At 65.5% G+C, this 23,920-nt stretch carries 23 protein-coding genes; 16 read left to right on the top strand and 7 right to left on the bottom strand.

The window, feature by feature from the left end:
* Nucleotides 1-89: 89 nt before the first annotated feature.
* The gene (locus tag HMUK_RS16930; RefSeq protein ID WP_126967049.1) at nt 90-596 is read right to left on the bottom strand and encodes a hypothetical protein; all 507 of its coding nucleotides are present in this window, start codon (nt 594-596) and stop codon (nt 90-92) included.
* Nucleotides 597-1,346: 750 nt separating this feature from the next.
* Here HMUK_RS16930 and HMUK_RS00695 point away from each other — a divergent pair.
* A complete protein-coding gene (locus HMUK_RS00695) occupies nt 1,347-1,607 on the top strand; it encodes a hypothetical protein (RefSeq protein ID WP_012807687.1) in 261 nt (86 codons plus the stop codon).
* Nucleotides 1,604-2,653: a tyrosine-type recombinase/integrase gene (locus HMUK_RS00690; protein ID WP_012807686.1), complete on the top strand. Its 1,050-nt coding sequence runs from the start codon at nt 1,604-1,606 to the stop codon at nt 2,651-2,653. The genes HMUK_RS00695 and HMUK_RS00690 overlap by 4 nt, the downstream gene beginning before the upstream one ends.
* A gap of 43 nt (nt 2,654-2,696) precedes the next feature.
* Here the strand turns inward: HMUK_RS00690 and HMUK_RS17830 are convergent, their stop codons facing one another.
* Nucleotides 2,697-3,350, bottom strand: coding sequence for a hypothetical protein (locus HMUK_RS17830; RefSeq protein ID WP_012807685.1), 654 nt, complete (start codon nt 3,348-3,350; stop codon nt 2,697-2,699).
* A gap of 331 nt (nt 3,351-3,681) precedes the next feature.
* Nucleotides 3,682-4,188, bottom strand: coding sequence for a DUF3800 domain-containing protein (locus tag HMUK_RS16925; protein WP_126967051.1), 507 nt, complete (start codon nt 4,186-4,188; stop codon nt 3,682-3,684).
* Between the two features lie 464 nt (nt 4,189-4,652).
* Here HMUK_RS16925 and HMUK_RS00685 point away from each other — a divergent pair, with 464 nt between their 5' ends.
* The 3 genes from HMUK_RS00685 (at nt 4,653) to HMUK_RS00675 (ending at nt 7,482) form a co-directional block, all read left to right on the top strand.
* Nucleotides 4,653-4,997 (top strand): DUF7692 domain-containing protein, encoded by a 345-nt coding sequence (locus tag HMUK_RS00685; protein ID WP_012807683.1) that lies wholly within the window; start codon nt 4,653-4,655, stop codon nt 4,995-4,997.
* A gap of 107 nt (nt 4,998-5,104) precedes the next feature.
* Nucleotides 5,105-5,959, top strand: coding sequence for a DUF7847 domain-containing protein (locus HMUK_RS00680; RefSeq protein WP_012807682.1), 855 nt, complete (start codon nt 5,105-5,107; stop codon nt 5,957-5,959).
* A gap of 191 nt (nt 5,960-6,150) precedes the next feature.
* On the top strand, nt 6,151-7,482 hold the full coding sequence (locus HMUK_RS00675) for a hypothetical protein (RefSeq protein WP_012807681.1): 1,332 nt from the start codon (nt 6,151-6,153) through the stop codon (nt 7,480-7,482).
* A gap of 104 nt (nt 7,483-7,586) precedes the next feature.
* Here HMUK_RS00675 and HMUK_RS00670 read toward each other — a convergent pair whose 3' ends face one another.
* Entirely contained in the window at nt 7,587-8,636 is a 1,050-nt protein-coding gene (locus HMUK_RS00670) for a glycosyltransferase (RefSeq protein WP_223270963.1), read from the bottom strand.
* 72 nt (nt 8,637-8,708) lie between these two features.
* A complete protein-coding gene (locus HMUK_RS00665; RefSeq protein WP_012807679.1) occupies nt 8,709-10,562 on the bottom strand; it encodes a S9 family peptidase in 1,854 nt (617 codons plus the stop codon).
* Between the two features lie 957 nt (nt 10,563-11,519).
* Between HMUK_RS00665 and HMUK_RS00660 the strand changes: the two genes are divergently transcribed.
* From HMUK_RS00660 to HMUK_RS00610, 11 genes are all read left to right on the top strand, one after another.
* Nucleotides 11,520-12,503: an aldo/keto reductase gene (locus HMUK_RS00660; RefSeq protein ID WP_012807677.1), complete on the top strand. Its 984-nt coding sequence runs from the start codon at nt 11,520-11,522 to the stop codon at nt 12,501-12,503.
* Nucleotides 12,504-12,795: 292 nt separating this feature from the next.
* The gene (locus tag HMUK_RS00655) at nt 12,796-13,440 is read left to right on the top strand and encodes an HAD family hydrolase (protein ID WP_012807676.1); all 645 of its coding nucleotides are present in this window, start codon (nt 12,796-12,798) and stop codon (nt 13,438-13,440) included.
* Nucleotides 13,437-14,378, top strand: a complete 942-nt coding sequence (gene cbiB / locus HMUK_RS00650) for an adenosylcobinamide-phosphate synthase CbiB (RefSeq protein ID WP_012807675.1) — start codon at nt 13,437-13,439, stop codon at nt 14,376-14,378. The genes HMUK_RS00655 and cbiB overlap by 4 nt, the downstream gene beginning before the upstream one ends.
* Complete coding sequence (cobS, locus tag HMUK_RS00645) at nt 14,375-15,136, top strand: adenosylcobinamide-GDP ribazoletransferase (RefSeq protein WP_012807674.1); 762 nt, start codon at nt 14,375-14,377, stop codon at nt 15,134-15,136. Before cbiB ends, cobS begins: the two co-directional genes overlap by 4 nt.
* Nucleotides 15,136-15,681, top strand: a complete 546-nt coding sequence (locus HMUK_RS00640; RefSeq protein WP_012807673.1) for an NTP transferase domain-containing protein — start codon at nt 15,136-15,138, stop codon at nt 15,679-15,681. Before cobS ends, HMUK_RS00640 begins: the two co-directional genes overlap by 1 nt.
* Before the next feature lie 47 nt (nt 15,682-15,728).
* A complete protein-coding gene (locus HMUK_RS00635; RefSeq protein WP_049940698.1) occupies nt 15,729-16,778 on the top strand; it encodes a threonine-phosphate decarboxylase in 1,050 nt (349 codons plus the stop codon).
* On the top strand, nt 16,771-17,496 hold the full coding sequence (locus HMUK_RS00630; RefSeq protein ID WP_012807671.1) for an adenosylcobinamide amidohydrolase: 726 nt from the start codon (nt 16,771-16,773) through the stop codon (nt 17,494-17,496). Before HMUK_RS00635 ends, HMUK_RS00630 begins: the two co-directional genes overlap by 8 nt.
* Nucleotides 17,489-18,142: a cob(I)yrinic acid a,c-diamide adenosyltransferase gene (locus HMUK_RS00625; protein ID WP_012807670.1), complete on the top strand. Its 654-nt coding sequence runs from the start codon at nt 17,489-17,491 to the stop codon at nt 18,140-18,142. The genes HMUK_RS00630 and HMUK_RS00625 overlap by 8 nt, the downstream gene beginning before the upstream one ends.
* Before the next feature lie 270 nt (nt 18,143-18,412).
* The gene (locus tag HMUK_RS16535; protein ID WP_012807669.1) at nt 18,413-21,226 is read left to right on the top strand and encodes an integrin alpha; all 2,814 of its coding nucleotides are present in this window, start codon (nt 18,413-18,415) and stop codon (nt 21,224-21,226) included.
* A gap of 61 nt (nt 21,227-21,287) precedes the next feature.
* A complete protein-coding gene (locus tag HMUK_RS00615) occupies nt 21,288-22,055 on the top strand; it encodes a nucleotide-binding protein (RefSeq protein WP_012807668.1) in 768 nt (255 codons plus the stop codon).
* On the top strand, nt 22,052-22,603 hold the full coding sequence (locus HMUK_RS00610) for a hypothetical protein (RefSeq protein ID WP_012807667.1): 552 nt from the start codon (nt 22,052-22,054) through the stop codon (nt 22,601-22,603). The genes HMUK_RS00615 and HMUK_RS00610 overlap by 4 nt, the downstream gene beginning before the upstream one ends.
* Here HMUK_RS00610 and HMUK_RS00605 read toward each other — a convergent pair.
* Together HMUK_RS00605 and HMUK_RS00600 are read right to left on the bottom strand one after the other, a co-directional pair.
* Nucleotides 22,600-22,833, bottom strand: coding sequence for an HTH domain-containing protein (locus HMUK_RS00605; RefSeq protein WP_012807666.1), 234 nt, complete (start codon nt 22,831-22,833; stop codon nt 22,600-22,602). The two genes, HMUK_RS00610 and HMUK_RS00605, sit on opposite strands and share 4 nt — an antisense overlap.
* 216 nt (nt 22,834-23,049) lie before the next feature.
* Nucleotides 23,050-23,859 (bottom strand): helix-turn-helix transcriptional regulator, encoded by an 810-nt coding sequence (locus tag HMUK_RS00600; protein WP_012807665.1) that lies wholly within the window; start codon nt 23,857-23,859, stop codon nt 23,050-23,052.
* Nucleotides 23,860-23,920 lie beyond the last annotated feature (61 nt).

Raw genomic sequence — 23,920 nt, 5'->3', positions numbered from 1 at the left:
CAGAATTGCTATTGGTTTATATTTAGCTGTCAGATCTAATGCTGAAAGGCTGATTCAATCCTGACCGTCTACAAACCAAGGCCCGTCGTCTATCTCGTGTTAGATGTTCCACCAGATTTGACTTCCCAACGAAGTAGTTCTGTTCTGTCGTCTCCGTGAATTGCGTAAGCGACAACCACTGCCCCTTTCGGAAGTGGATCATGTGTACCTGACTCTGAAGACGCAATGATCTCCGTTTCCCCACTCGCTAAACGTTCAATTTCTTCACCATTATATGCGATTGCAATAGAATCCGCTGCGCCCCAAGTATTTGCCCCTGCTTCGAGCTGGTACCCCTCTCCACCCTCGGCCTGCATGGCATTTATTGCAATCTCTGGGGCTGGTGTAGAAACGGGTTCTGGGGACCGCACTGTGATCTCATTTTCAGAGTTTGACTCTGGTGTTGGAGTCCCCTGAGATGTTTGTGTGTCTTGTTGTGGGCTGGTCTCCGATGGCTCAGTGATATCGCTGAAGACAACGACAGCGCCCAATGTTGCGATCCCGGTGAGAGCGATAGTTATCTCGATGCTGAGTATGAAAAATGTTCGTCGCTTCACGACTTGTGGCAATCACTCAGACATCTTCAATCTATGTGTTGTCCCGCACTTCGAAAGGATCTGATGGTGGAACTGCACCCCACATTAGAGATCGTCTTCATTTAGTTTATCTTGTAGGAACTGGTGACCGTGTTCTGTCACTCGATAACCTGCCGTTTCGTCATGCCGCTCCAATAACCCGTGTTTAGCCAGCACCTGACACCGTCGAGCGATATGGCGACGTGTATACGAAATATTGAGGGCGAGTGACGAGGGCTTCATCCAACCGCCATACTCTGCTAACTCAGCCACAATCACCCGGTCAGAGGGTTTCAGCCATTCAACCCGACGGTGCATTTCGTTTTGACTGTCTGATGAATCACTCATAGTTGATCCGGTGACGATTTTTAGAACACGTTTTGTGCATTCTATAACTACGATACGTGCATCAAAACTTAAGTCAGGTCGTCACAATTGGCGAGCCAAGAGCGACAGACCCGGCCCTCGGCGAGCAGGTCCGAGAGAAAGAGTCGGTGGCCGACGCCCATGTCCGTCGGCCGGGGTGCCGCTCTTGCGAGCGAACACATGACTACGAGACGAGCCTCCCGCCTTAACACAGGTGGCACGACCGACCGCCCGCGCCCTCGTTTTACTTTCACCGGCCGAAATCGCTATTTCGGCGGGACGGGGCGACGAATCGATCACTTTCACTTTCACCACACGGATAAGACTCGCTCCTTTTACCATGCCCTCTGTCGGTTTCGACTGGGTATGTTGGAGAAGAAGAAGACCGTCCGAATTGAGAGTCGTAGCGATCGCTGGCGATTCGTGTGTCCCCGCGGCCACCGCTCCTGGGAGCCCACCAACCACCACTTCTGGTGTGCCTCTTGCGCCCGCACTGAGGGCGTCGATGGCGAGTTTCACGAGCTGCACGACCGGAAGACCGGTAACCTTCGCGAACGTGAACAGGTCCGGCTGGTAACGCCGGTCGGTCCGTACGACCGCGATCTCGACGGGGGTGACGACGAGTGAGCGACGATCTCGAACCGTTGTCGCCCTCCGAGGCTGTAGATCTGTATATCGAGGCCAGAGACGATGCGACCGAACAGACCCTCCAAGGCCAGTACTACCGACTACAGGCCTTCATCCAGTGGTGCGACGAGGAAGGTATCGCGAACCTCAACGAACTGTCTGGGCGCGACCTGTACGCCTATCGCGTCTGGCGTCGTGAGGGTGGTTATTCCGACGAAGGCAAAGAACTGAAGACCGTCACCCTTCGCGGCGATATGGGGACGCTTCGGGCGTTCCTCCGGTTCTGTGGCGACATCGAAGCCGTGCCGGAAGCGCTGTACGAGCAGGTCCCGCTGCCGAAGATCAATCCGGGACAGGACGTGAGTGAATCTACGCCCGACCCGGACCGCGCGCTCGAAATACTGGACTGGCTCGAACGGTACGAGTACGCCAGCCGCCGACACGTGATCGTCCTGCTGTTCTGGCACACCGGGTGCCGGACCGGTGGCCTTCGCGCGCTTGACGTGGGCGACTGCGATCTCGACGGCGACCGTCCCGGTGCCGATGGGCCGGCGGTTCACTTCGTCCATCGTCCGAACAAGGGAACCCCGCTCAAGAACAAGGAGAAGGGCGAGCGATGGAACGCGATCAGCCCCCACGTCGCCCAGATTCTGAAGGACTACATCGACGGTCCACGTGAGAAGGAGACCGACGATCAGGGCCGTGCGCCGCTGGTGACGACGAAGAGCGGCCGGGTGTCGCGGTCGTGCTGCCGGGATACGCTTTACCGAGTCTCGCCCCCATGTTGGCGCGGAGAGGAGTGTCCCCACGACAAAGATCCGGACACTTGTGAGTGGACCCACTACTCTGAGATGAGCAAGTGCCCGTCGTCGCGCTCGCCCCACGACGTTCGGAGTGGACGGGTGACTGCGCACCGGCTGGCCGACGAAGATCGGTCGCTTGTCTCCGATCGGATGAACGCGAGCGAGGAGATTCTCGACAAGCATTACGACCGGCGCAACGATCGCCAGAAAGCAGAGCAGCGACGCAATTTCTTTGAGCTATAACTATGAACAAGTTTAAGCAATATCGACAAAGATGAGAAGATCACTATGGGCGGGGAGGGCGGATTTTTCCTGCGAACGACAGTGAGCAGTGAACCATCTCCCGACACGATTCGAACACGCCAGTCGCAGACCCGCGCAGGGAGCGAAGCGACCGAGCAGGAACGTCTGGCATCTGTTCAAATTGGGGAGGACGGATCCCGTTTTCAGCCGAACTATGGCAGACAGCCAAAGCTGTGTTTGCACGCGCTTCGGCCATTCTATCGGCAGAACCGCTTTCCGGTGAAGTCCCCCGAAATCCCGAGTCGCACGCGGGACAAGTAGCGGGTCGCCGTCCTGTCGCACCCACTCTTCGTGTGAGCCGAGGACGTTCAGTCCAGTCACGAGGACCAGCGACGCCGTCCCGAGCGCGGGGTACGTCTCGACGGCGACCCTCTCTGCGGGCGATGTTCGCCAGGTCGGTGTCGATCTCGTAGGACTTCCCGTTGCTCCGGTTGACGCGGTTCGTCGCGTAGGCACCGAACAGCGCGACCAGGGTCAGCAGGAACGCGAACGTGATGTCCGTTCCCTGGACGGTCCACACCGCCGCGCCCAGGTCGTTGCCAAGGATGTTGATCGTCGCGATTCCATTCGTCACGAACGCGCTCGCGGCGAAAATCGTGCCGAACAGCGCGTCTTCGATGTCGATCTTTCCGTACATGGTTGCTCGTTCGCTCTGACAGCGAACGAGCAATTGGCTGGTGGGGTTCAGTAAAAGACAGGTCGTTATTCAGAATTCCATTCGGATACAAAGTGCCTTTACGATACCTGCTGCATAGCATATCTGGAGTTTTGTTCTAATTTCACTGACCGATCGACGAGCCACAAGATTTAGCACTGTGAGGACACTACGTTCAATCACCGATAACGCCGTGAAAGGTCGATGACCCTGCAGGGGTGCGAACAGCACCTCAGCGTGCGTCGTGGCAGAAATTCGCTTGGTTTCTGTCTATCGCACGCGAGTGGGTGGGAGGCCAATCACGGGCCGGTTCTCAAGAGACGAGAAGACGTTCCAGTTCTATCAGTGTCCAACTTGAACATTCCGCTATTTGAGACTCAGCATTAGTGTGTTCTAGCCAGGGAGTTCCGCCCTTCTGTTCTTCTGCAACAGCACCGGCCAAGCAATCTGCCGCTTGTACACCATCTACTTGTTCAGACGATACACATTCGATCTCTGCCTTTTTTAGACGGTTTTCGATCACTTCACAAAGCTTGTCTGTCTGTACACCCGATCTAAACTGGTCGGGATAGAACTCGATATTGGTGTCTCCGGATAGCTCGTATAGGATCTCAGTATAAGCAATGCCTCGAATGGCGATATCCCAAATGGGAGGGAATGAAACATCTTGGAATAGCTTATAATGAGATCTCAGATTGGTGAAGTCGTCTAACTCAAAGACTGCATATCCGAATTCTAGTGGTGGCGAATTTTCGCCTAAACATTCCATGAACCGTCTCTTTTCAACTGTCTTCATATCATACCATTTTGCCTCATCCATCTGCGGTGCATTACGAACCGCTCTCTTCGGACATCGGTAACAATCATGATGAGTACCGCCAACGACAGCCACAACCACCACCTCACAATCTTCGTTGAGAAGGTTCCGGAAATCACCGGATATGTCTCCGTAATATGGCATTTTAGATTAACAATCGGTTCGTGTGGGAGGCTGAAGAAGGTTCGCAAACCGGGGTAAAAGTGGAAGCATATCTGATGATAGTGGAAATAGAACAAAGCTTGGGTCTGAATTGTTAACCCCAAGGGCTCGCACGTCGAGAAATCCGTTCATCCTCATATGCACACGAGCGCGAACTGGGTGTGTGCATACTCACGATCGATCGGGTTGGGCCGTCGGCGTGATCGAGCCGTGATGGGTATGGGCCGTAGCGATCTTTATCCGTAATCGGGCTTCGAGTTACCCGAGCAGACCACTATTTACCGGCATATTCACGGGCGGCGGGTATGCGAATCCCCGGCGACGGCACGCACGCGCACCGAACAGAGACGATCGAGCAGGCCGCCGAGCGCTGGCACTGCAACAAGACGACGGCGCTCGTGCAGTCCGCCGGGTTCTCCCGGCGGATCGACGAGCGAATCCGCGAGGTGTTGGCCCGCGACGATCTGACGGTTCGGCAGAGGCGGGAGGCCGCCGAGACACTGAGGGTGCCCGGTACTACGAGATCGACATCGAGACGACGACTACTGTCGATCCGCAGCGTTTCCACGTCTATGGCAACAGCGATGACTGCTGATACGATCGGGTATCTGCCCGAATTCATCGTTGTCCACAGGTCCGACCGGCGCTGACCATCTCGTTGCCGACGACGCGTCCGTCCTCCCCTCGACGGCTCCGCGCTCGCCGGCGTGCATCTCCGATATCAATTTATTTGTAGGTGTCTTGCGGCTTGGTTGATATGGCGACGATCAAATCATTCGTCGAATCGTTCGGCGTACTGCGCCGGAACCCGATCCTGTTCGCGATCGGGGCGTTGTACGCGGTGATCGTACTCCCCCAGACTGCCCTCTCGACGTTCGGAATCCCGATCGTTCCGTGGCTCTTTCAGATAGTGACGTTCTTCATTACGCCCTTCGTCATCGCTGGCCTGCTGGCGATGGCCTACGAGGGACGGGTCAGAGATACCTCCTTCGAGACGTTCAAGAAGGTCGGCAAGGATCGGTACGCCCCCGTGTTAATCGGGAACCTGATTCAGGCTGTCTTCTCGTTCGTCTACGGAATCATCGCCTTCATCGTCGCGATCTTCGTCGTCGGCTTCGGCGCGATGGCCATGGCGGACGGCGGAACTGGCGGGACGAGTGACGCGATGCTGGGCGGTCTCGGTATCGTTTCGATCGTCCTGATCGCCGGGCTCGTACTCTTCTTCCTGCTGGTGATGTTTTTCATCCAGTTCTACGCGACTGCGATCGTCGTCGACGACGTGGGCGTCGTCGACGGCTTCCGCAACAGCGTCAGCGTCGTCCTGAACAACATCCTCGAGGCGCTCGGGTTCGGGGTCATCAACCTCGTGATCGGTCTGCTGGTCGCGGCACCGGTGTTTGGTCTCTTCCTGGTCCCGATCCTCACGGGCGGCATGGGTTCCGGTGGCATGGGTTCGGCGTCGGCGATGGATGCAACGCAGACCGGTGGACTGGGCGCGACGCTCCTCGCCCAGGGCGGGATCGTCGTCTACTCGCTTCTCTCGCAGCTGGTCCTGACACCGTTCCGGTCGGCGTTCTCGGTCTCGTTCTACGACAACCACACCGAGGGGTAGCTGCCCTCGACGGCCGACGTTCGTTCTTCCAGTGACCCTTCTCACTGCCCGTCAGCCTGTTCCTACCCAGGGATCGAGCGGCCGGCAGGCGTCTCGTAACTAAGCCACGACCGTCCCTGGCTGGCAGTGGATGACCGATCAACGGAGCACGCAGGGAACTGACAGACGCCGACCGGGGCGGGAGGTAACGGATGTCTGAGATCGTCGTCGCGGACGTGTCGATCGGGGAGCGCTCGATCGAGTACACCGTCGAGTACTCGCGGGATCTGCGGCGTTTCTTCGACAGGTCGACGTTTTCTGTGTCGTACGATGTGGACGTAAGCGAGGTGCCCCTCGGAGTGGCGACGATTCCGGTGCTGGCACAGGTCTGTCCGGTCGCGTGGGCGACCGACAGCACGGTCGTCGTCGAGGCCGTCGACCGGCAGTTCCTCGACAGCCTCGATGCGGTCCGAGACACGCTGTCGCGGATGTACCCCGCGTTCATCGACGGCGGGGCGATCCGGGCCGAGCGGATCACGGAGCACCGTCACGAACCGGGTTCGTTCGAGGGGACGGCACAGCTGTTCAGCGGCGGTGTCGACTCGCTCGCGACGTACGTCCGACATCGCGAGGCGGACCCGGCGCTGATCGCGATCCAGGGCTGGGTGATCGGCGTCGACGAGGACGATCGCTGGGAGCGGGCCATGGGTCACGTGGACCGATTCGCGAAGCGGGAGGACTGTCCGACCCACGGCGTCACGGCGGACATCTCTGATTTCCTCGATCACACGATGCTGAACGTCCACTACAAGCACCACACGGACGGCGGGTGGTACAGCGGCGTCGGCCACGGCATCGGGCTGCTCGGAGTCTGTGCGCCGCTGGCCTACAGTCAGGGCTACGGCGTCGTCCACATGGGCTCGACGCACTGGGACGGGTTCGAGCTGGAGTCGATCACCTGGCCGGGTCGGGGATCGCCGTGGGGATCGCATCCGGACATCGACGACAACGTCCGGTGGGCTGGCACGCGGGGCCACCACGATGCCTTCGATATCACGCGCCAGGACAAGCTGGAACTGCTGGCCGACTACGCCCGCGAAACCGGGTCCCCGTTCGTGATCCGGACCTGTACGTACGACGACGCGGGCGGGAACTGCAACCGCTGTGAGAAGTGCGTCCGGACGGCGACCGGACTCTTGGTGGCCGGCGTCGATCCCAACGACTTCGGCTACCGGGTCGACGAGGAGTGGTACGACTACGCCATCGAGCGCTTCGAGACGAACGACTGGGCGCTGGACGAGCACGTCCGGTACTACTGGGAGGACATCCAGGCCCACCTCCCAGTCGAAGAACCGCCCGACTACGACGGTACCGAAGAGTTCCTCGCGTGGCTCGCGGACAACGACTTCGCGGACAACGTCGAGCGGTCGACCCAGCCCGCTTGGGTGAAGCTGCTTCGCGTGGGCGCGCGAAACGCGCCCTACGAGTTCTACGAGTACCTCTATCCGGTCTACGACCGACTGCGGCCGAAACCGTACAACTGACGCGCTTCGAGACGCGAACGGTCTCATACTGCCGGCTGTAACTGTTTCAAGATATTCGCGACAACGGGGTCGCGAAATTCTGTACAGACTTACAGCCGGCAGTATTAGTCTGTCGGCGAGGGACGGGGCGAGGCCTCGGCGTCACACACCGACCCGCGCCGGACCGTCTCGACGGCGTCGAGCGGGAACGCGTCCCGATCGGGGACCGCCTCGAACCCGAGGGCAAAGCCAAGCGGGAACAGTATCGCCGAGATCGCTCGTCGGAGGCCGCCGTCGACGCCGAGCCGCTGACAGACCAGTCCGGCGGCCGCGATCGTCGCGAGCAGCCACCCGGCAGCGAGCAGCGGCTGCACGACCGCGAGCAGCGCCCCCAGGCCGAGCCAGGCCGTGGTGGCGATCTTGTCTCGGAAGTACCACAGCCACCGCCAGCACAGCGCCGGTCGGCGCAGGGCTTTGCGACAGACCTGGCCGCCGGCCCGGTAGTACCCCCGTCGCCAGCGACGGAACTGATCGAGCGACGACTCCGGGACGGGATGAGTGCCCACGACCGTCGGCAGCCGGCACAGCTCGTACCCCGCGAGCGTCAGCTGGAACCCCAGATCCACGTCCTCCCAAGCGGTCAGAAACGGGTGGAAGCCGCCGACTTCGGCAAGCGACTCGCGGTCGTACAGCGCGACGCCGTGCAGATAGTCGACGCTGGTCGGTGCCTCCGTCTGGCGTTCGTTCAGGTGTCCGTCGACGCCCGCGATCGAGGAGTCGCTCGCGAGTGTCTCTCGGGCCTCGACGAGCCAGTCGCCCTGGGTCAGGACCACGTCGCCGTCGACGAACAGCACGGCGTCACCGCGGGCCCGCTGCGTGCCGACGTAGCGGCCCGCACCGGGGGTCGTCAGCGCGTCGTCGGGGATCCGGAGGACAGTCGCGTCGTAGTCGTCTGCGATTGCGACCGTCCCGTCCGTCGAGTTCGAGTCGACGACCAGCACCTCGAAGCTGGCGACGCCGCGACACGCCTCGAACACGGCGTCGAGACAGTCGGCGATGCGCGCTGCCTCGTTGTAGGTGACGACGACGACCGACAGCTCCGGCCCCGGCTCGTCTCTCTCGACAGTGGCTGTCTCTGGGCTGGCCCCGTCGGCCGTCGCTCGTGTCTCGTACACGAGAGCGACGACGACCGATCGCACCTTCGTTATGTGACTCCTACGTCGGCGGCGAGAAACGACCTCGTTCGCTCAGAGCCGGCGTTCGAGGAAGTCCGCGAGCGTGCGGAACGTGCGGATCTTCTGGTCCACGTCGGTCGATGCGTGGCCCTCCTCGCCGAGTTCGACGTACTCGTAGTCGCCGTCTTCGCCCGCCTCGTAGCCGAGTTCGTCGAGGCGATCACGGAACAGTCGGGCCTGCGAGACCGGGACGCGCCGGTCGTTGACGCCGTGGAGCACCAACAGCGGAGCGGCGAGGTTCTCGGCGTGAGTGATGGGGCTGCGTTCGTCGTACAGCGCCGGATTCTCCTCGGGCGAGCCCACGTTCTTCTCCAGCAGTTCGGTCCGGTAGTGGGGCATCGTGTTCTCGTAGAGGTCCCGCAGGTCGGTGACGCCGATCCAGGCGACCCCCGCGTCGTACAGCTCGGGGTACATCGTCATCTGACAGTACGCCGAGTAGCCGCCGTAAGAGCCACCGAAGACGGCGATACGGTCGTCGTCGACCCACTCCTTCTCGGCGAGGATCGTCGTCCCCGTCGCGATGTCGGCCTGCTCGTTGCCGCCCCAGTCGTCGTAGATCGCCTGTGCGAACTCGCGGCCGCGGCCGGTCGAGCCCCGGTAGTTCACCTTCAGGACGCTGTACCCCTGCGAACAGAGGAACTGCGTGTAGAGGTCGAACCCGCGAGTGTCCTGTCCCCGCGGACCGCCGTGGGGGTTCACGATCGCTGGCGACGGACGCTCGCCGCTGTCGTACAGCAGCGCCTCGATCTCGCGGGACGCTGGGTCGCTCTCGACTCCCTGGCCGGCGCGGTCGTCGAACTCGGCGACGCCCGCGGAGTCGAAGGTGAAGTACTCGGCGTCCACGAACCGATCGGGATCGAGGTCGCCGTAGTCGGCCGCGATCAGCTGCTCGGTCTCGTCGGTCGCGAGGTCGTAACACAGCAGTTCGGGTCGCCGATCCGGCGTCGTGTGCGAGCAGACGATGCGTTCCTCGTCGACGACGGCGCTGCCCGCACGCCCGAGTGACGCGACGCCCGATGGTAGATCGAGCGTCGTCGCCGCGCCGGTCCGGGCGTCGTAGACGACGACTTCTTTCGCACACTCTCGTGTCCGAACCGCGAGGAACCGGTCGCCACCGGGCAGGAAGGACTCGGCGTCCTCGTCGAACTCGCCCCCGTACCAGGTCACCTCGTCGGTCGACAGATCGTAGACGCCACACCGGCCCAGATCCGCCGTGTTGTCCGTCACCAGCAGCCGGTCGCCGTCTGGACCCCAGTCGACCGGCCCGACTTCAGCGCCCGTCTCGCCGATCTCCAGGTTCCGCTGGTTCGATCCGTCGGCGTCGGCCACGTAGGTGTCCGTGTTCTCGAAGGTGTCCGTCTCGTTGGTCGCGTAGGCGATGCGCTCGCAATCGGGCGACAGCACGCCCGCGCCGACGGCCCGATCGTACTCGGTCAGCTGGGTCGTCTCGCCCGTCGCGCAGTCGTGGCGGTACAGCTGCATCTGACCGCTCGCCGTCGATCCGACCAGCAGGGTTTCGCCGTCTTCGCCCACGTCTTGCAGGACCGTCTGCCCGTCCAACTGGACAACTGGCTCGACCGAGCCGTCGCGAGCGATCGCGTACACGTCGTTTTGTTCGTTGCCGTCGTCGTCGAGGTGGAAGAAGACGCGGTCGCCGTCGGCTCCCCACTCGACGTGCCAGCGGGCGTTCCGGGGCACTTCGCCGTCGCTCCACCGCGTTCGCTCGCCGGTCGCTACGTCGACGACGTGCAACTCGTTGCGGCCCGTCTCGTCGTAGTAGACGGCGACTTCGTTCCCGTCGGGGGAGACGGTCGCGTGGTGGAAGGTCGGCAGGCTCGCCAGCGCTTCGAGGAGGTCCTCGTCCATGGGCTCTCGTGTTGCCGGACGAACAATGAATCTGTGGACTGTGGCACGCATCTCCGCGGTCGTGGCCGTGAGGTGCGGGATCGTCGGCGTGGCGTTATACTGCCGGCTGTAACTGTTTCGAGATGTTCGCGATACGGGGTCGCGAAACGCTTCACAGACCTACAGCCGGCGGTAGTAGGCGCTCTCTACGGCCCACATCGCGGGGTCCGTAGACGCGCCTTACTGGGCCCCGTCGTCGTGTCGACGGCGTGGCGTTCGCCGCTGGCACGAGTCGTTCGAGCGCCGGCCGTCGCGAGTGGGCGTTGCAGTTGCGAACGGGCCGTGATCGCTTCTGCCGACGGACCCACGAGCAACGCGGAGACAGTCGGTCGCCGACCGCGTCGCCATCGCGTACCGTCTGGCGACGAATCGAAACAACCCGGGGACGAGAGGCGGATAAAATGACGTGAACGATCATCTCTCTTTTTAGCGACGTGGCATCAACCCTGGGGTGTGGTCGTCAATGGGAGTGTTCGATAAGGCACGAAACGTTTCCCACCTCGGGGACGCTGACGGAGATCGCCCGTATCTGTGTATGCGATGCGAGGCGACGTTCCAGGTCCAGTACCACTCCTGCCCGGCCTGCGGTGGGTACGACGTCCGCCGCGCCGAGTGGGTCTGATACGGATTATTGTAGCGATTTACCGGTCGACCACACGTCGCCGCCCGGTCGATCCCGGAGCGGTCGACGGAAGTCCGTACGAGTGCAGCTTCCGGCGTCCACACGACTGTCGTGTGATCGCTCGTCGCCGTGGGACGGTCGCACGGCTCGCCCTGTCACGGTCCGGCCCCCGTCCCACATTTTTCGATACGCCTCTCAGCCGCGGTGCCGGAAGACCGCAGGCCTCGACAGCGCATCTGGCTTTCCGGGCCCTCGGAGGTGACAGGCACAAGTAGCCAAGGCCCGTCGGGTCGGGTATGCGTCATCGACCACTCGGCACGACAGGTATCGACGTGACAGAAGTCGGACTGGGGACGTGGAACGTTGGCGGCGACTGGGGCGACGTTTCCGACGAGGAGGGCCGGGAGGCGATCCGTGCCGCACTCGACGCGGGGATCGACTTCGTGGACACGGCCGACGTGTACGGCGACGGCCGCAGCGAGCGCCACATCGCACACGTCCTGGACGAGCGCGACGAGGACGTGACGGTCGCGACGAAGGCCGGCCGCCGGCTCGACCCCCACGTGGCCGAAGACTACGACTACGAGCACCTCTCGACGTTCGTCGACCGCTCTCGGGAGTACCTCGATCAGGACACGCTGGACCTCCTCCAGCTCCACTGTCCGCCGACCGACGCCTTCTACCAGCCCGAGACGTTCGCCGCGCTGGCCAGACTCAAAGACGAGGGCGCGCTCGATCACTACGGCGTCAGCGTCGAGACGGTCGAGGAGGGCCTGAAGGCCATCCAGTTCCCCGGCGTCGAGACGGTCCAGATCATCTTCAATCCCTTCCGCCAGCGTCCGGCCGACCTGTTCTTCGAGGAGGCCAAGCGCCGCGACGTGGGCGTCATCGTCCGCGTGCCGCTGGCGTCGGGCCTGCTGACCGGTGCACTCTCCCGCGACGACACGTTCCCGGAGAACGACCACCGCAACTACAACCGCGAGGGCGAGGCCTTCGACCGCGGCGAGACCTTCGCCGGACTCTCGTTCGAGCGTGGGCTCGACGCCGTCGAGGCGCTCCGCGAGCACGTCCCGGAGGACCTCACCATGGCCCAGACCGCGCTGCGCTGGATCCTCGACTTCGAAGCGGTGTCGACGGTGATCCCCGGCTCGACCTCGCCCGAGCACATCCGCCAGAACGCCGCCGCCAGTCAGGCCGCGCCGCTCTCTCATCAGACCCACGGCGCGATCCGCGATATCTACGAGAAGTACGTCTTCGACGACGTTCACCACCGCTGGTAGTCCTGCCCTCTCGTGTAGGTTTACTGACCGTGTTTACGGGAAACGACGCGACTATCTGGCAGTCGAACGTCGCCTCTCCGAAACCGAACCGTAGCGTTGGAGTCTGGCGGTTCATTTATCGAATCTGACTGTAAACGCGTCTCGATGTATACGCTATATGGTAGGTATCGGCCGAGTGTGTGACAAGGTCTTGACCGTTGTCTGACGGTCGTCTGCCACGCGCACGCCCGTCGTCAGAGCGGCCGGCTCCGCCACCGCACAGTTCAAGTGTGCTTGCGGTAACTACACGCTCGTGGTCGTCTCGTTCGACTGTTTCGGCACGCTCGTAGACGCCGACCGACCCGAGGAGCCGTGGGCGGCCGTGGCCGACGCGCTGGCCGCCCGCGACGTGACGGTCCCGTCCGACTGGGAGGCGGCCTACCGCAGCTCACACCGGGAGTACGAACGGGGCGCGGAGGCACCGCTGGACGAGCACGTCCGACTCGCGCTCGCCAGTCGTGGCGTCGATATCGAGGGCGAGGCCGCACACGACGCGACGCTGGCGGCGTTCGACTCGCCAGTGACCGTTCGGGACGGCGCTCGGATCGCGCTCGCGAGCGCGCGCGAGTACGGTCCAGTGGCGGTCTGCTCGAACTGCAGCGTCCCCGGCCTCGTCGAACGGACGCTCGACCGCGCCGACCTCGCCGTCGATTCCGTCGTGACCAGCGTCGGCTGTGGCTGGCGCAAGCCCCACCCGACGATCTTCGAGCGGACGGCGGCGGCGCTCGCGGTCCCGCTCGACGAACTCGTCCACGTCGGCGACGACGCCCGTACCGACGGCGGTGCGGACCGCGTCGGCGCGACTGCGCTCGTACTCGACGACGTGGCGCTCTCGGCGGTGCCCGAGTGGCTCGCGGCCGCCGTGGCCGACGCAGCGTCCGGGGAGGAGCCACCGTGATCGCGCCCTTCACAGTCCTGACCGCGGCGGCGCTCGAACTGCTCGCGGCCGAGCCCCCGGCCCGTGCTCACCCGGTCGCCTGGCTGGGCCGTGCCGTCGCACCGCTGGATCGGGCGTGGCGACGCCCCCGTCTCGTCGGTGCCGTCGGGGCGCTGGCGGTGCCGCTCACCGCCGCGGTCGCCGTCGCCGTCCTCGTCGTCGCGGCCGGGCGCGCGTCGACGTGGCTCGCGGCCGCTGCCGCCGGTGGTGCCCTGTTCGTCGCGACGAGTCTCCGGATGCTCCTGTCGGAAGCACGCTCGACGATCGGGGCCACGTCGACGGATCTCGACGCCGCTCGCGGGTCACTGCGGGCGCTCGCGGGCCGTGATGCGGGACCGCTCTCGGCCGGTCAGGTCCGGAGCGCGGCCGTCGAGAGCGCGGCCGAGAACCTCGCGGACGGGCTGGTCGCGCCACTCGCCGCGTTCGTCGCGGGCGTCGTCGTGGGTCAGGCGGCGGCGCTCTCGCCGGTCCCGGCGCTCGCGCTCGGCGCTGGCGGGGCGGCGTGGGTCAAGGCCGTCAACACGCTGGATTCGATGCTCGGCTATCGTTCGAAACCGGTCGGGTGGGCTCCCGCGCGCCTCGACGACGCGGTGATGTGGCTCCCGGCCCGGATCGGCGCGCTCCTGATCGCCGCGGCGGCACGCGACCCGGCGGCGCTCCGGCGCGCACGACCGTGGCTGGATGGAGTACCCTCGCCCAACTCCGGCTGGCCGATGGGGGTACTCGCGGCCGCCCACGGCGTTCGTCTCGAAAAGCCCGGCGTGTACGCACTCGACGGCGGCGAGCAGCTACCCTCGACGGAAATTTCACTGCGATCGGTCCGAACCGTCGCCGTTGCGGGCGGACTCGCGTACGCACTCGCGGTCGTCACGACGGCCGCGGTGGGGGGACTACCGTGATCGGTGCCGCGTTCCGCGGCGCGCTCGGCTTTCTCACTCGGCTCCCGGTCGGCCACGGTGAGAGGGCGTTCGACGCGTTTCGGACGACGCCAGCGGCCTTCCCGCTCGCCGGCTACGTCGTCGGCCTCTTGCTCGCACCGGCCGTCGCGCTCCCCGTGCCCGCGCCGACGGTCGCCTTCTCGCTGGTCGTCGGCGTCGTGCTGGTCACCGGCGTCAACCACGCCGACGGGCTGGCAGATCTGGGCGACGCCGCGGTCGTCCACGGCGACGCCGAGCGACGGCGGGAGGTGATGGCCGACACGACCGTCGGGGTCGGGGCGCTGTTGGCCCTCGGCGTCGACCTCGTGGGGATCGCACTCGCCGGTCTGGCCCTCGCCGCGCTGCCGGTCGCCGGGGCCGTCGTCGTGGTCCTCGCGAGCGAGGTCGGCGCGAAGCTCGCGATGGCGACGCTGATCTGTCGGGGGACGCCGAGCCACGAGGGCTTTGGCTCCTCGTTTCTGAACGAGGCCGACGGACGGGACCTGTGGCTCCCCGTCGTCGTCGCGCTCCCCGCGGTGGCGCTCGGCTGGCTCGCTGGCGGCAGCGGACTGCTCGCGACCGGATCGGCACTCATCGGAGCCGTCGCCGTCGCACTCGCCGTCGAGCGGTGGGCCGCCGTCACGCTGGGCGGCGTCGGCGGTGACGTACTCGGAGCGGCCAACGACCTGGCGCGACTGGCCGCGCTCCACCTGGGGGTGATCGCGTGGACGCTCTGGTGATGGCCGGCGGCCGAGGCACCCGCCTCGACACCGACGGCGAGAAACCGCTGTCCCCGGTCGCCGGCCGTCCGCTGATCGACTACGTGCTCGACGCGCTCGACGCGAGCGGCGTCGCGTCGGTCGTCGTCGCGACCTCGCCGTCGACGCCCGAGACGGCGGCCCACGTCTCCGCCCCGATCGTCCAGACGCCGGGCGAGGGATACGTCGCCGATCTCGACGCGGCGCTGGCCGACGACAGACTGGCCCGACCGACGCTCACCGTGGCGGCCGATCTCCCCCTGTTGACCGGCGCTGTTCTGGACCGGCTCCGTCGCGCCCACGAGTCGGGATCGCTCACCGTCGCCGTTCCGGCCGCCCGCAAACACGAGCTGGGGGTCAGCGTCGACACGACGTTCGACCACGACGGTCGGACCGTGGCACCGACCGGCGTCAACGTCGTCGGCGGCGAGCCGTCCCGCACGCTCGTGGTCGACGAGCCCCGGCTGGCTGTCAACGTCAACCGTCCGGGCGACGCGGCCGTCGCCCGCGAGTGGCTCCGTTCCTGATCGGCACGCGCGAAAGAATTATCCGCGTTACGGCCGGTATGATGTGTATGCTTCCCGACGCCGTCGACGAGCTACGAGAGTCCGGTGGCCAGAACGAGGCCGTCGACGAGCAGGGGCGAGTACCACACGGGAGCGCCGACGACCCCTGGGTGCTCGATTTCAGCGCGAACACCAATCCGTGCTCGCCCGACGGGGCCGCCCGAGTGTACGAGTCGTCGCTCGCGTCGGCCCGCCGGTATCCGCCCGACGACTACTGTGCCTTCCGTGCCGCCGCCTCGACGGTCGTCGACTGCGAGGCCCGCGAAGTCATTCCGACCGCGGGCGGGCTGGCGGCGATCCGGCTCACGCTCCAGACGAGCGTCGAACCGGGCGGCTCCGTCCTCGTCCCGGCACCGAGCTTCGGCGAGTACGCCCGCGAGGTCCGCCTGCAGGGGGCTACCCCCGCCTTCGTCGATCACGACGCGATCCTCGACGCCGACCCGGCCGGCCACGACCTCGCTATCGTCTGCAACCCGAACAATCCGACCGGCGAGTGCTACGACGCCGAGCGACTGCGGGCCTTCGCCGAGCGCTGTCGCGACGCGGACACGACCCTGCTGGTCGACGAGGCGTTCCTGGGGTTCACTGACGAGCCTTCGCTGGCCGGCACGCCGGGGGTCGTCGTCGCCCGCGCGCTGACGAAGCTCTACGGGCTGCCGGGGCTGCGGGCCGGCTACGCCGTCGCCACCGGGAGACACCGTGAACGACTGGACACCGCCCGGATCGCGTGGTCGCTGAGCGGGCCGGCGGCCGCCGTCGGGACCCACTGCCTGCGTGACACGGAGTTCGTCGCGGCGACCCGAGAGCGAGTCAGCGCCGAGCGCGAGCGAATGCGGACACAGCTCGCCGGTCGCTTCCGGGTGTCTCCCTCCGACGCGCCCTTCCTCTTGCTGGAACTCGACGGGCGCGATACGGTCGAGGAGCTGCTCGCGACGGTCCGGGAACACGACATGGCGATCAGGGACGCCCGCACGTTCCGCGGGCTGGACGCACACGTCCGGATCGCCGTGCGGATGCCCGACGAGAACCAGCAGCTGCTGGGCGTCCTCGATGCTTGAGGCCCGGATTCGGGACGGCGTCTGTCAGTGTCGCAGCGACGGCAGCCGCTGGCTGGGGACCGGTCCGGCAGGGGGGTATCGACGCGCCGACGCCGTCTACAACGTCACCGTTCCGGAGGGGTTCGACCGCACGGACCTGTCGAGCTACGTCACCGAACGCCGCCGACGCGCGGGATTCGAGATCGACGGCCCCGGTCTGCTCACGGGCGTCGACGTGACTCACGCCCGCTGTGCCACTGTGGGACCGGTCACGGTCCTGGCGACGGTCGGGCTCTCGAATCCGGCTGCGCTGCCCCTCGACTCGACTTCCCGCGAGGGACGCGGATCGGCCGACGCCGACGACGCGTGGCGTCCCGGCACGGTCAACCTCGTCGTCGGCACCGACCGGGCCCTCGACGACGGCACGCTGGCGGAGCTGCTGGCGACCTGCGTCGAAGCCAAGGCCGCGACGCTGTCACGGCTGGTCGGCGTTCCGGGGACGACGAGCGACGCCGTCCTCGTCGGAGCCGCCACCGACGGCGATCCGGCCGACTTCGCCGGCAGTGCGACGACGGTCGGGTCCGCCGGGCGGGCCTGCGTCCGCGACGCGGTCCGGGCCAGTTTCCGGGCGCGGTACGCCGACGACGATCCGCCGGCCTCGGTCGCGGACGCACGCTACGGTGTCACGACCGATCGTCAGGCCGATGTGTTCGCCCCCCGGAACTACGAGTATGAGTGAGGACACGGACGGCGGTCCGCGGGCCGAACCGATCACAGCCAGCGCACCCGACGACTTCGGTCTCGTACAGGCCTGGTGGGGCGACGGCAAGGGGAAGACGACCGCCGCGCTCGGGATGGCGATGCGGGCGGCCGGCCACGGCTATCGGGTCCACCTGTTACAGTTCATGAAAGGGGGGACCAGCAGCGTCGAAGACGTCCGGGGCGAGTACAACGCGATCGCGGCACTGCCGGGCTTTTCATACGAGAACGCCGGCCACTACGGATGGCACGGCTTCCTCGACGGCAGCGACGACGACGAACACGCCGCTCGTGCGCGGGGCGCGCTGGCTCGCGCGGAGGAACTGATCGAGGCCGCCATCGTCGCCGACCTCTCGGCACCGCTGGCCCTCGACGGCCCGCCCGAAGACGGCCTCCACATGCTCGTCCTCGACGAGATCCTCTACGCCGCCAACCGCGACCTGCTCGCGCCCGCGGACGTGATCGAATTGATCGAGTCGGCACCCGAGGATCTCGAACTGGTGTTGACCGGCGGCCACGAGCGCCCGGCGTTCCTGACCGAGTACGCCGACCTCGTCACGAACGTCGCGAAGGAACGCCACCCGCTGGACGACGGCCAGGGTGCGCGCAAGGGCACGGAGTTCTGAGTTCGGGATCGAGTGTCGCCGGCCGACTCCGGTAATCTGGACCTATCACCGTTCTCCGGTATCGTGGTCGACTATCGCTGTGTGTACCGTTTCATACGGAACGTCGTCGCTGCGTAGCGGTGAGCGCTCGGACGGAGAGACACTCACCGGGACATCGCTACAACCGTCCGTATCAGTTGCCACGATAGCCGCTGATTTCGACGCAGTTGGCTCGGATTTCCGCTAGTTCCGTCTACATAACGAAGTGCGTCACAGCGCTGGTCTACTGTAATGAGTAACACTTCCCAGATCCGACTGCGGATCGGACGGGCGACGGTCGTCGTCTTGATCGCCGCGGTCGTCGCGGCGAGTCCCATCGTCGCGAGCGTGACAGCACTCGGTGACGACGCGAGCATCTCACAGCGAACGGACGATATCGTCGCCCAGCAGTCAGCGCCCAGTGGGTTCTCCGGCGAGACGAACCTCTCGGAGGCGGAAACGAAGTACGTCGGCACTGCCGAAAACGATACCGCGGGCTGGTCGGTCGCGAACGCGGGCGACGTGAACGGTGACGGAATCGACGATCTCGTCGTCGGCGCACCGGAGAACGACACCGGCGGGACCAACGCGGGGGCGGCCTACGTCTTCTTCGGCCCGGCCGATCCTGGCACGGTCTCGCTGGCCGACGCCGACGTGACCCTCGTCGGCGCGGCGGCCTCCGACCGCGCTGGCTACGACGTGTCGTACGCGGGTGACGTGAACGACGACGGCTACGCAGACGTGATCGTGGGCGCACCGGGCAACGACAGCACGGCCAGCAACGCTGGCGCGGCCTACGTCGTCTACGGCGGCGACACGATGGCCGACCGGATAAGTCTCGCCGACGCGGACGTGACGCTGATCGGCGACTCGCCGGGCGACCGTGCCGGGTGGTCGGTCTCGAACGCCAGCGGACTCGACGGTCCCGACGGGGTCGCCGTCGGCGCACCCTTCGCCAACGACAGCGCCGGTGGGGCCTACCTCGTCTCCGGCGAGCAGCTGTTTGGCACCGTCGACCTCGGGGCGGAGTCGACCGCTACGCTGACCGGCGAGTCGCCGGGCGACCAGGCCGGCTGGTCGATCTCGCACGCTGGAGACGTGAACGCCGACGGTACGGCCGACGTGATCGTCGGTGCGAACAACTACACGGCCGCCGACGGACCGGCCGGGAGCGGGGCTGCATACGTCGTCTACGGCGCGGTCGGCGGCGAGCGGGATCTCGGCGACGCCGACCTGCGACTCCGTGGCGTCGACGGTGCGGACCGCGCGGGCTGGTCGGTCTCGTACGCGGGTGACGTGAACAACGACAGCACTGCCGACGTGATCGTCGGCGCACCGTTTACCGATCCCAACGGAACGGTCGCGGCGGGATCGGCGTACGTCGTCTACGGCGAGCCAGACAGGTCTGGCGACGTGTCGCTGGCCGACGCCGACGTGCGTCTGACCGGCGAAGGTGACCGCGACCGGGCGGGCGTTGCGGTCTCGTCGGCTGGCTCCGGTGACGTGACCTGTGACGGTGTCGACGACGTGCTCGTCGGCGCGCCGCAGAACGACTCGAACGGGAACGCCTCCGGAGCGGCCTACGTCGTCGCCGGCAGCGAATCGTTCTCGGGTAACATCTCGCTGAGTGACGCCGACGCGATCTTCCGCGGCGAAGCGGCCGGCGATCGAGCGGGCCGTGCGGTCGACGACGTTGGTGATCTCGACGACGACAGCTTCGACGACATCGCGGTTGGTGCGCCACGGAACGACAGTAGCGCAACTGACGCCGGAGCGGCCTACGTGCTGAACAGCGACTGCGCAGTGCTCGAAACGCCGACTGCGACGCCGACCGAAACTCCGACCGATACGCCGACTGACACCCCGACTGACACTCCGACTGACACCCCGACTGACACGCCGACGGATACCCCCACGGATACGCCAACCGACACTCCGACCGATACGCCAACTGACACGCCGACCGACACCCCGACTGACACGCCAACCGACACCCCGACTGACACTCCGACCGACACGCCAACCGACACCCCGACTGACACTCCGACCGACACGCCAACCGACACCCCGACTGACACGCCGACCGACACTCCGACCGATACGCCAACTGACACGCCGACCGACACTCCGACCGATACGCCAACTGACACGCCGACCGACACTCCGACGGACACCCCGACGGATACCCCCACGGATACGCCAACCGACACCCCCACTGACACGCCGACGGACACGCCAACCGATACGCCGACGGACACCCCCACCGACACGCCGACCGACACTCCGACTGACACGCCGACCGACACTCCGACTGACACGCCAACCGACACGCCGACTGACACTCCGACTGACACGCCGACCGATACCCCGACCGATACGCCGACCGATACGCCAACTGACACGCCAACCGACACCCCGACTGACACTCCGACCGACACGCCGACTGACACGCCAACTGACACGCCGACCGACACGCCAACCGATACGCCGACGGACACCCCTACCGACACGCCGACCGACACTCCGACTGACACCCCGACGGATACCCCCACGGATACGCCGACCGACACTCCGACTGACACTCCGACCGACACTCCGACTGACACGCCGACTGACACGCCAACCGACACGCCACAGAATCTCGCGGCGATCAGCTTCGTCGCGTTCTGTGTCCCGGGCGAACAGGGATCGGGCAACGATCCGTGTCCCGAAGGCGAGCGGCTCCTGGTCAAATTCGAGGACCAGGGCGACGGGTCCTTCGCGCCAGAGGGCGGTGACGCGATGGGCGTGACTGTGACCCCATCCGAGTTCAAGGACAACGATCCGTCGGAAGTCGTCGCCGTCCAGTGGACCTCCGGACAGTCGATCTCGACGGTCGTCGTCAAGTCCTCGACTGACGAGTGTAACTACCCCGGTGGGAGTTCGGGCACCGCAGAATCCTGCGGACCGCCGTCGGGCCAGAGTTCCCAGTCGGAACCCGGTGGCGGTGGCTCGGGGCCACTGCCGCCGATCTTCCTCGCCGGACTGGCAGCGACTTCGCTGGTGGCTGTCGGGCGGCGCGACTGACCTGCCGTATTCGATCCACATCCACAACTGTTTAAAACAAGGCGAAACAGCCGATCGTACGATGGTCGAGGCCTTCGCGGTGGCGAGCGGCAAAGGTGGGACCGGCAAGACGACCAGCACGCTTGCGCTGGGGATGGCTCTGGCCGAGGAGTACGACGTGACGGTCGTCGACGCCGATACGGGGATGGCGAACATGCTGTTTCACGCGGGACTTGCAGACGTGGAGACGACGCTTCACGACGTGCTCGCGGCCGACGCACCGGTCGAAGCGGCGACCTACGAGCGGTTCGGGATGACGGTCGTCCCCTGTGGAACGAGCCTGGACGACTTTCGCGACGCCGACCCGACCCGTCTGCGTGCCGTCGTGGCCGATCTCGCCGCGGAGACCGATATCCTGCTGTTGGACTCGGCCGCGGCCCTCGACAGTCGCTCGGCCGTGTTGCCGATCGTACTGGCCGACCGCGTCATCGTCGTCTTGCAGCCGACGATTCCGGCGCTGTCTGACGCGCTCAAAGTACAGGAGTACGCGACCTCCTACGGCACCGACGTGGCCGGACTCCTCTTCAACAAGGTCCACGACGACGACGCGATCGACGAGATCGCAGCCAAGACCGAGCAGTACTTCGACGGGCCGACGCTGGCGACGGTGCCGGCCAGCGAGGCGGCTCGTGAGGCTCGGCGGGCCGGCCGGCCACTGCTGGCGCACGCGCCGTCCTCGCCGCCGGCAACGTCGTTCAGGCGGGCGGCGACGCGGATCGACGTTCGCGATCGCGGCTCCGAGGCGGTCGCAGATCGGTTCCGGAGTGCTGTGATCCCCGACTCGCCATGAACGTTCCCGAAGGCAGGCTGGTCCACTCTCGGGTCGTCGCCGATCCGCGCGATCCGCTGGCGGCCGCGCTCGACCGGTCCCTGACCGGCTACGCCGTCTTCGAGCCCCAGGAGACGCTGTTGCTGGACGCTGGCGGCCACGGAATCGTTACGTTTCGCGACGGCGTGCCAGAACAGGCCTACTACACCGGGACGGATCGCGGCGGCCCCAGTGCGCTGGCCGACCTGGGGATGCCGGGACCTTACCACGTCGAACTCGTCGCGCTCGACGACACGGCACTGGACCAGATCGGCGATCACGCCGAACTCGCAGTGCCACCCGGGATGCCAGCCGAGCGTCTCGCTGGCGATCCCGCCCTCGCAGCCAGCACCAGGCGCGCTGCTCCGGCCGACCGGGAGACGGAAACGCCGGCCGACGACGACGGTCCCGACCGCTCTGACGCCGGTGCAGTCGAGGCGTTTCTCGACGACGAAGCGAAGATCGACGCGATCAAACAACAGGCCAGAGCGGAGGCCAAGCGACGGGCCGAAGAGTGGGGCTTCGACTAGTCCATCCGGACCGGGATCCACCAGACACGACTTCGGCCGCCGACCTTCTTGCTCGTGAGGTCCGTACTCTCCTGGAGGTCGTGCAGTTTGTTCAGGGCGGTCCGTCGGGAACAGCCAAGCAACTCCGCGACTTCGGAGGCCGTCAACGGCTCGGCGTAGTCGTCGCGGTCTTTGAACACCTCGATCACGTCGGATTCCGTGTACTCGACTTCACGTCCGGGCGGTGACATGTCTCACAGTTCGGTCGGCGACTATATATACGATGTGCAGGGGCCCCCGACGGTACTGTTACAGGCCCTGTAACACCTTCCGGCAGGTAACTATAGGTGCCGTAAGAACTGCTATCGATACGTGGTGGCGTCGCCACCTCGGACCGCCCCGTAGCCGAGCCCGTGGTTCGACCCGCCGTCCGGCGGCGTCGAGCACCACCCCGCTGACGATTCGCGCTACTCCTCGACGCTACTCTCGGAGAGTACGTCTGCCAGTGGTCGTGCCCGGTCCTTCGTCGTCTCGAACTGCCGGCGTCCCCACCCGACGACGGTCTCGTCGTCCGATTCGAGCACCGCACGGACGTTGTTCGTCTCGTCGTAGGCGACGACGGCGGCACGGTCCGAGCGGACCATCAGTCCGTCGGTCAACGGTTCCGGCGCGACCCATACGTCGACACACTCGTGTGTCTGCCCGCGTTCGAGTGCGGTCTCGAAGTCGGTCATCGATCGTTCCAACACGTTCTCGTCGATCACCATCTCGACGCTGAGATCCGTCTCCAGCAGTCCCGAGACGGTCTCGTTGAACGTGTTTGCGACGATGGGTGTCGTCGTCTCGATGTGGTCGCCCTGGCTGTCTCTCAGCCACTCGACGATGCGGTCGACGGCTGCCAGGGGCTCTTGCTCGGTCGCCTCCGTGATCGATCCACGATCGAACGCTTCGACCGGGAGTGGCTCGTCGAACCGGTCCAGATGCGTCGCCAGTGGTGCGAGTCTGTCGGCTCGCTCGACGGTCTCCCAGAGGGTGCGATATCGCTCGTGTACTCGTTGCCCCGTCAGCGTCGCTCGATACCGTCCGTCGATCTTCTCGGCCCAGGTCCGCTCTCGAAAACCGGCGAGGATACGCTGGACCGTGGTCCTCGTCGCCTCGACGCGGTCACAGAGCTCCGTCGGGCGCAGCGGCTCCTCGCTGAGTGCGGCGAGCATCGTCGCCCGGTGACGCGATCCAGTCAGGAACTGGAGATCGCTCATCACCTCTCGGTCTGTCATCGGTACTCTCCCGGAGTTGTCCTCTCGAAAACAAATACCTGACGCTCGCAGCGGTTCGTCT

The organism is Halomicrobium mukohataei DSM 12286, assembly GCF_000023965.1.
GTDB lineage: Archaea > Halobacteriota > Halobacteria > Halobacteriales > Haloarculaceae > Halomicrobium > Halomicrobium mukohataei.
This window is presented reverse-complemented; position numbering and strand designations above follow the sequence as displayed.

Bases quoted from the DNA above. Each gene is read 5' to 3' on its own strand.
- HMUK_RS00695 (WP_012807687.1), top strand. From the start codon at position 1,347: ATGTTGGAGAAGAAGAAGACCGTCCGAATTGAGAGTCGTAGCGATCGC.
- HMUK_RS17830 (WP_012807685.1), bottom strand. From the start codon at position 3,350: ATGTACGGAAAGATCGACATCGAAGACGCGCTGTTCGGCACGATTTTC.
- HMUK_RS16925 (WP_126967051.1), bottom strand. From the start codon at position 4,188: ATGGATGAGGCAAAATGGTATGATATGAAGACAGTTGAAAAGAGACGG.
- HMUK_RS00685 (WP_012807683.1), top strand. From the start codon at position 4,653: ATGCGAATCCCCGGCGACGGCACGCACGCGCACCGAACAGAGACGATC.
- HMUK_RS00680 (WP_012807682.1), top strand. From the start codon at position 5,105: ATGGCGACGATCAAATCATTCGTCGAATCGTTCGGCGTACTGCGCCGG.
- HMUK_RS00675 (WP_012807681.1), top strand. From the start codon at position 6,151: ATGTCTGAGATCGTCGTCGCGGACGTGTCGATCGGGGAGCGCTCGATC.
- HMUK_RS00665 (WP_012807679.1), bottom strand. From the start codon at position 10,562: ATGGACGAGGACCTCCTCGAAGCGCTGGCGAGCCTGCCGACCTTCCAC.
- HMUK_RS00660 (WP_012807677.1), top strand. From the start codon at position 11,520: ATGCGTCATCGACCACTCGGCACGACAGGTATCGACGTGACAGAAGTC.
- HMUK_RS00640 (WP_012807673.1), top strand. From the start codon at position 15,136: ATGGCCGGCGGCCGAGGCACCCGCCTCGACACCGACGGCGAGAAACCG.
- HMUK_RS00635 (WP_049940698.1), top strand. From the start codon at position 15,729: ATGCTTCCCGACGCCGTCGACGAGCTACGAGAGTCCGGTGGCCAGAAC.
- HMUK_RS00630 (WP_012807671.1), top strand. From the start codon at position 16,771: ATGCTTGAGGCCCGGATTCGGGACGGCGTCTGTCAGTGTCGCAGCGAC.
- HMUK_RS00625 (WP_012807670.1), top strand. From the start codon at position 17,489: ATGAGTGAGGACACGGACGGCGGTCCGCGGGCCGAACCGATCACAGCC.
- HMUK_RS16535 (WP_012807669.1), top strand. From the start codon at position 18,413: ATGAGTAACACTTCCCAGATCCGACTGCGGATCGGACGGGCGACGGTC.
- HMUK_RS00615 (WP_012807668.1), top strand. From the start codon at position 21,288: ATGGTCGAGGCCTTCGCGGTGGCGAGCGGCAAAGGTGGGACCGGCAAG.
- HMUK_RS00610 (WP_012807667.1), top strand. From the start codon at position 22,052: ATGAACGTTCCCGAAGGCAGGCTGGTCCACTCTCGGGTCGTCGCCGAT.
- HMUK_RS00605 (WP_012807666.1), bottom strand. From the start codon at position 22,833: ATGTCACCGCCCGGACGTGAAGTCGAGTACACGGAATCCGACGTGATC.
- HMUK_RS00600 (WP_012807665.1), bottom strand. From the start codon at position 23,859: ATGACAGACCGAGAGGTGATGAGCGATCTCCAGTTCCTGACTGGATCG.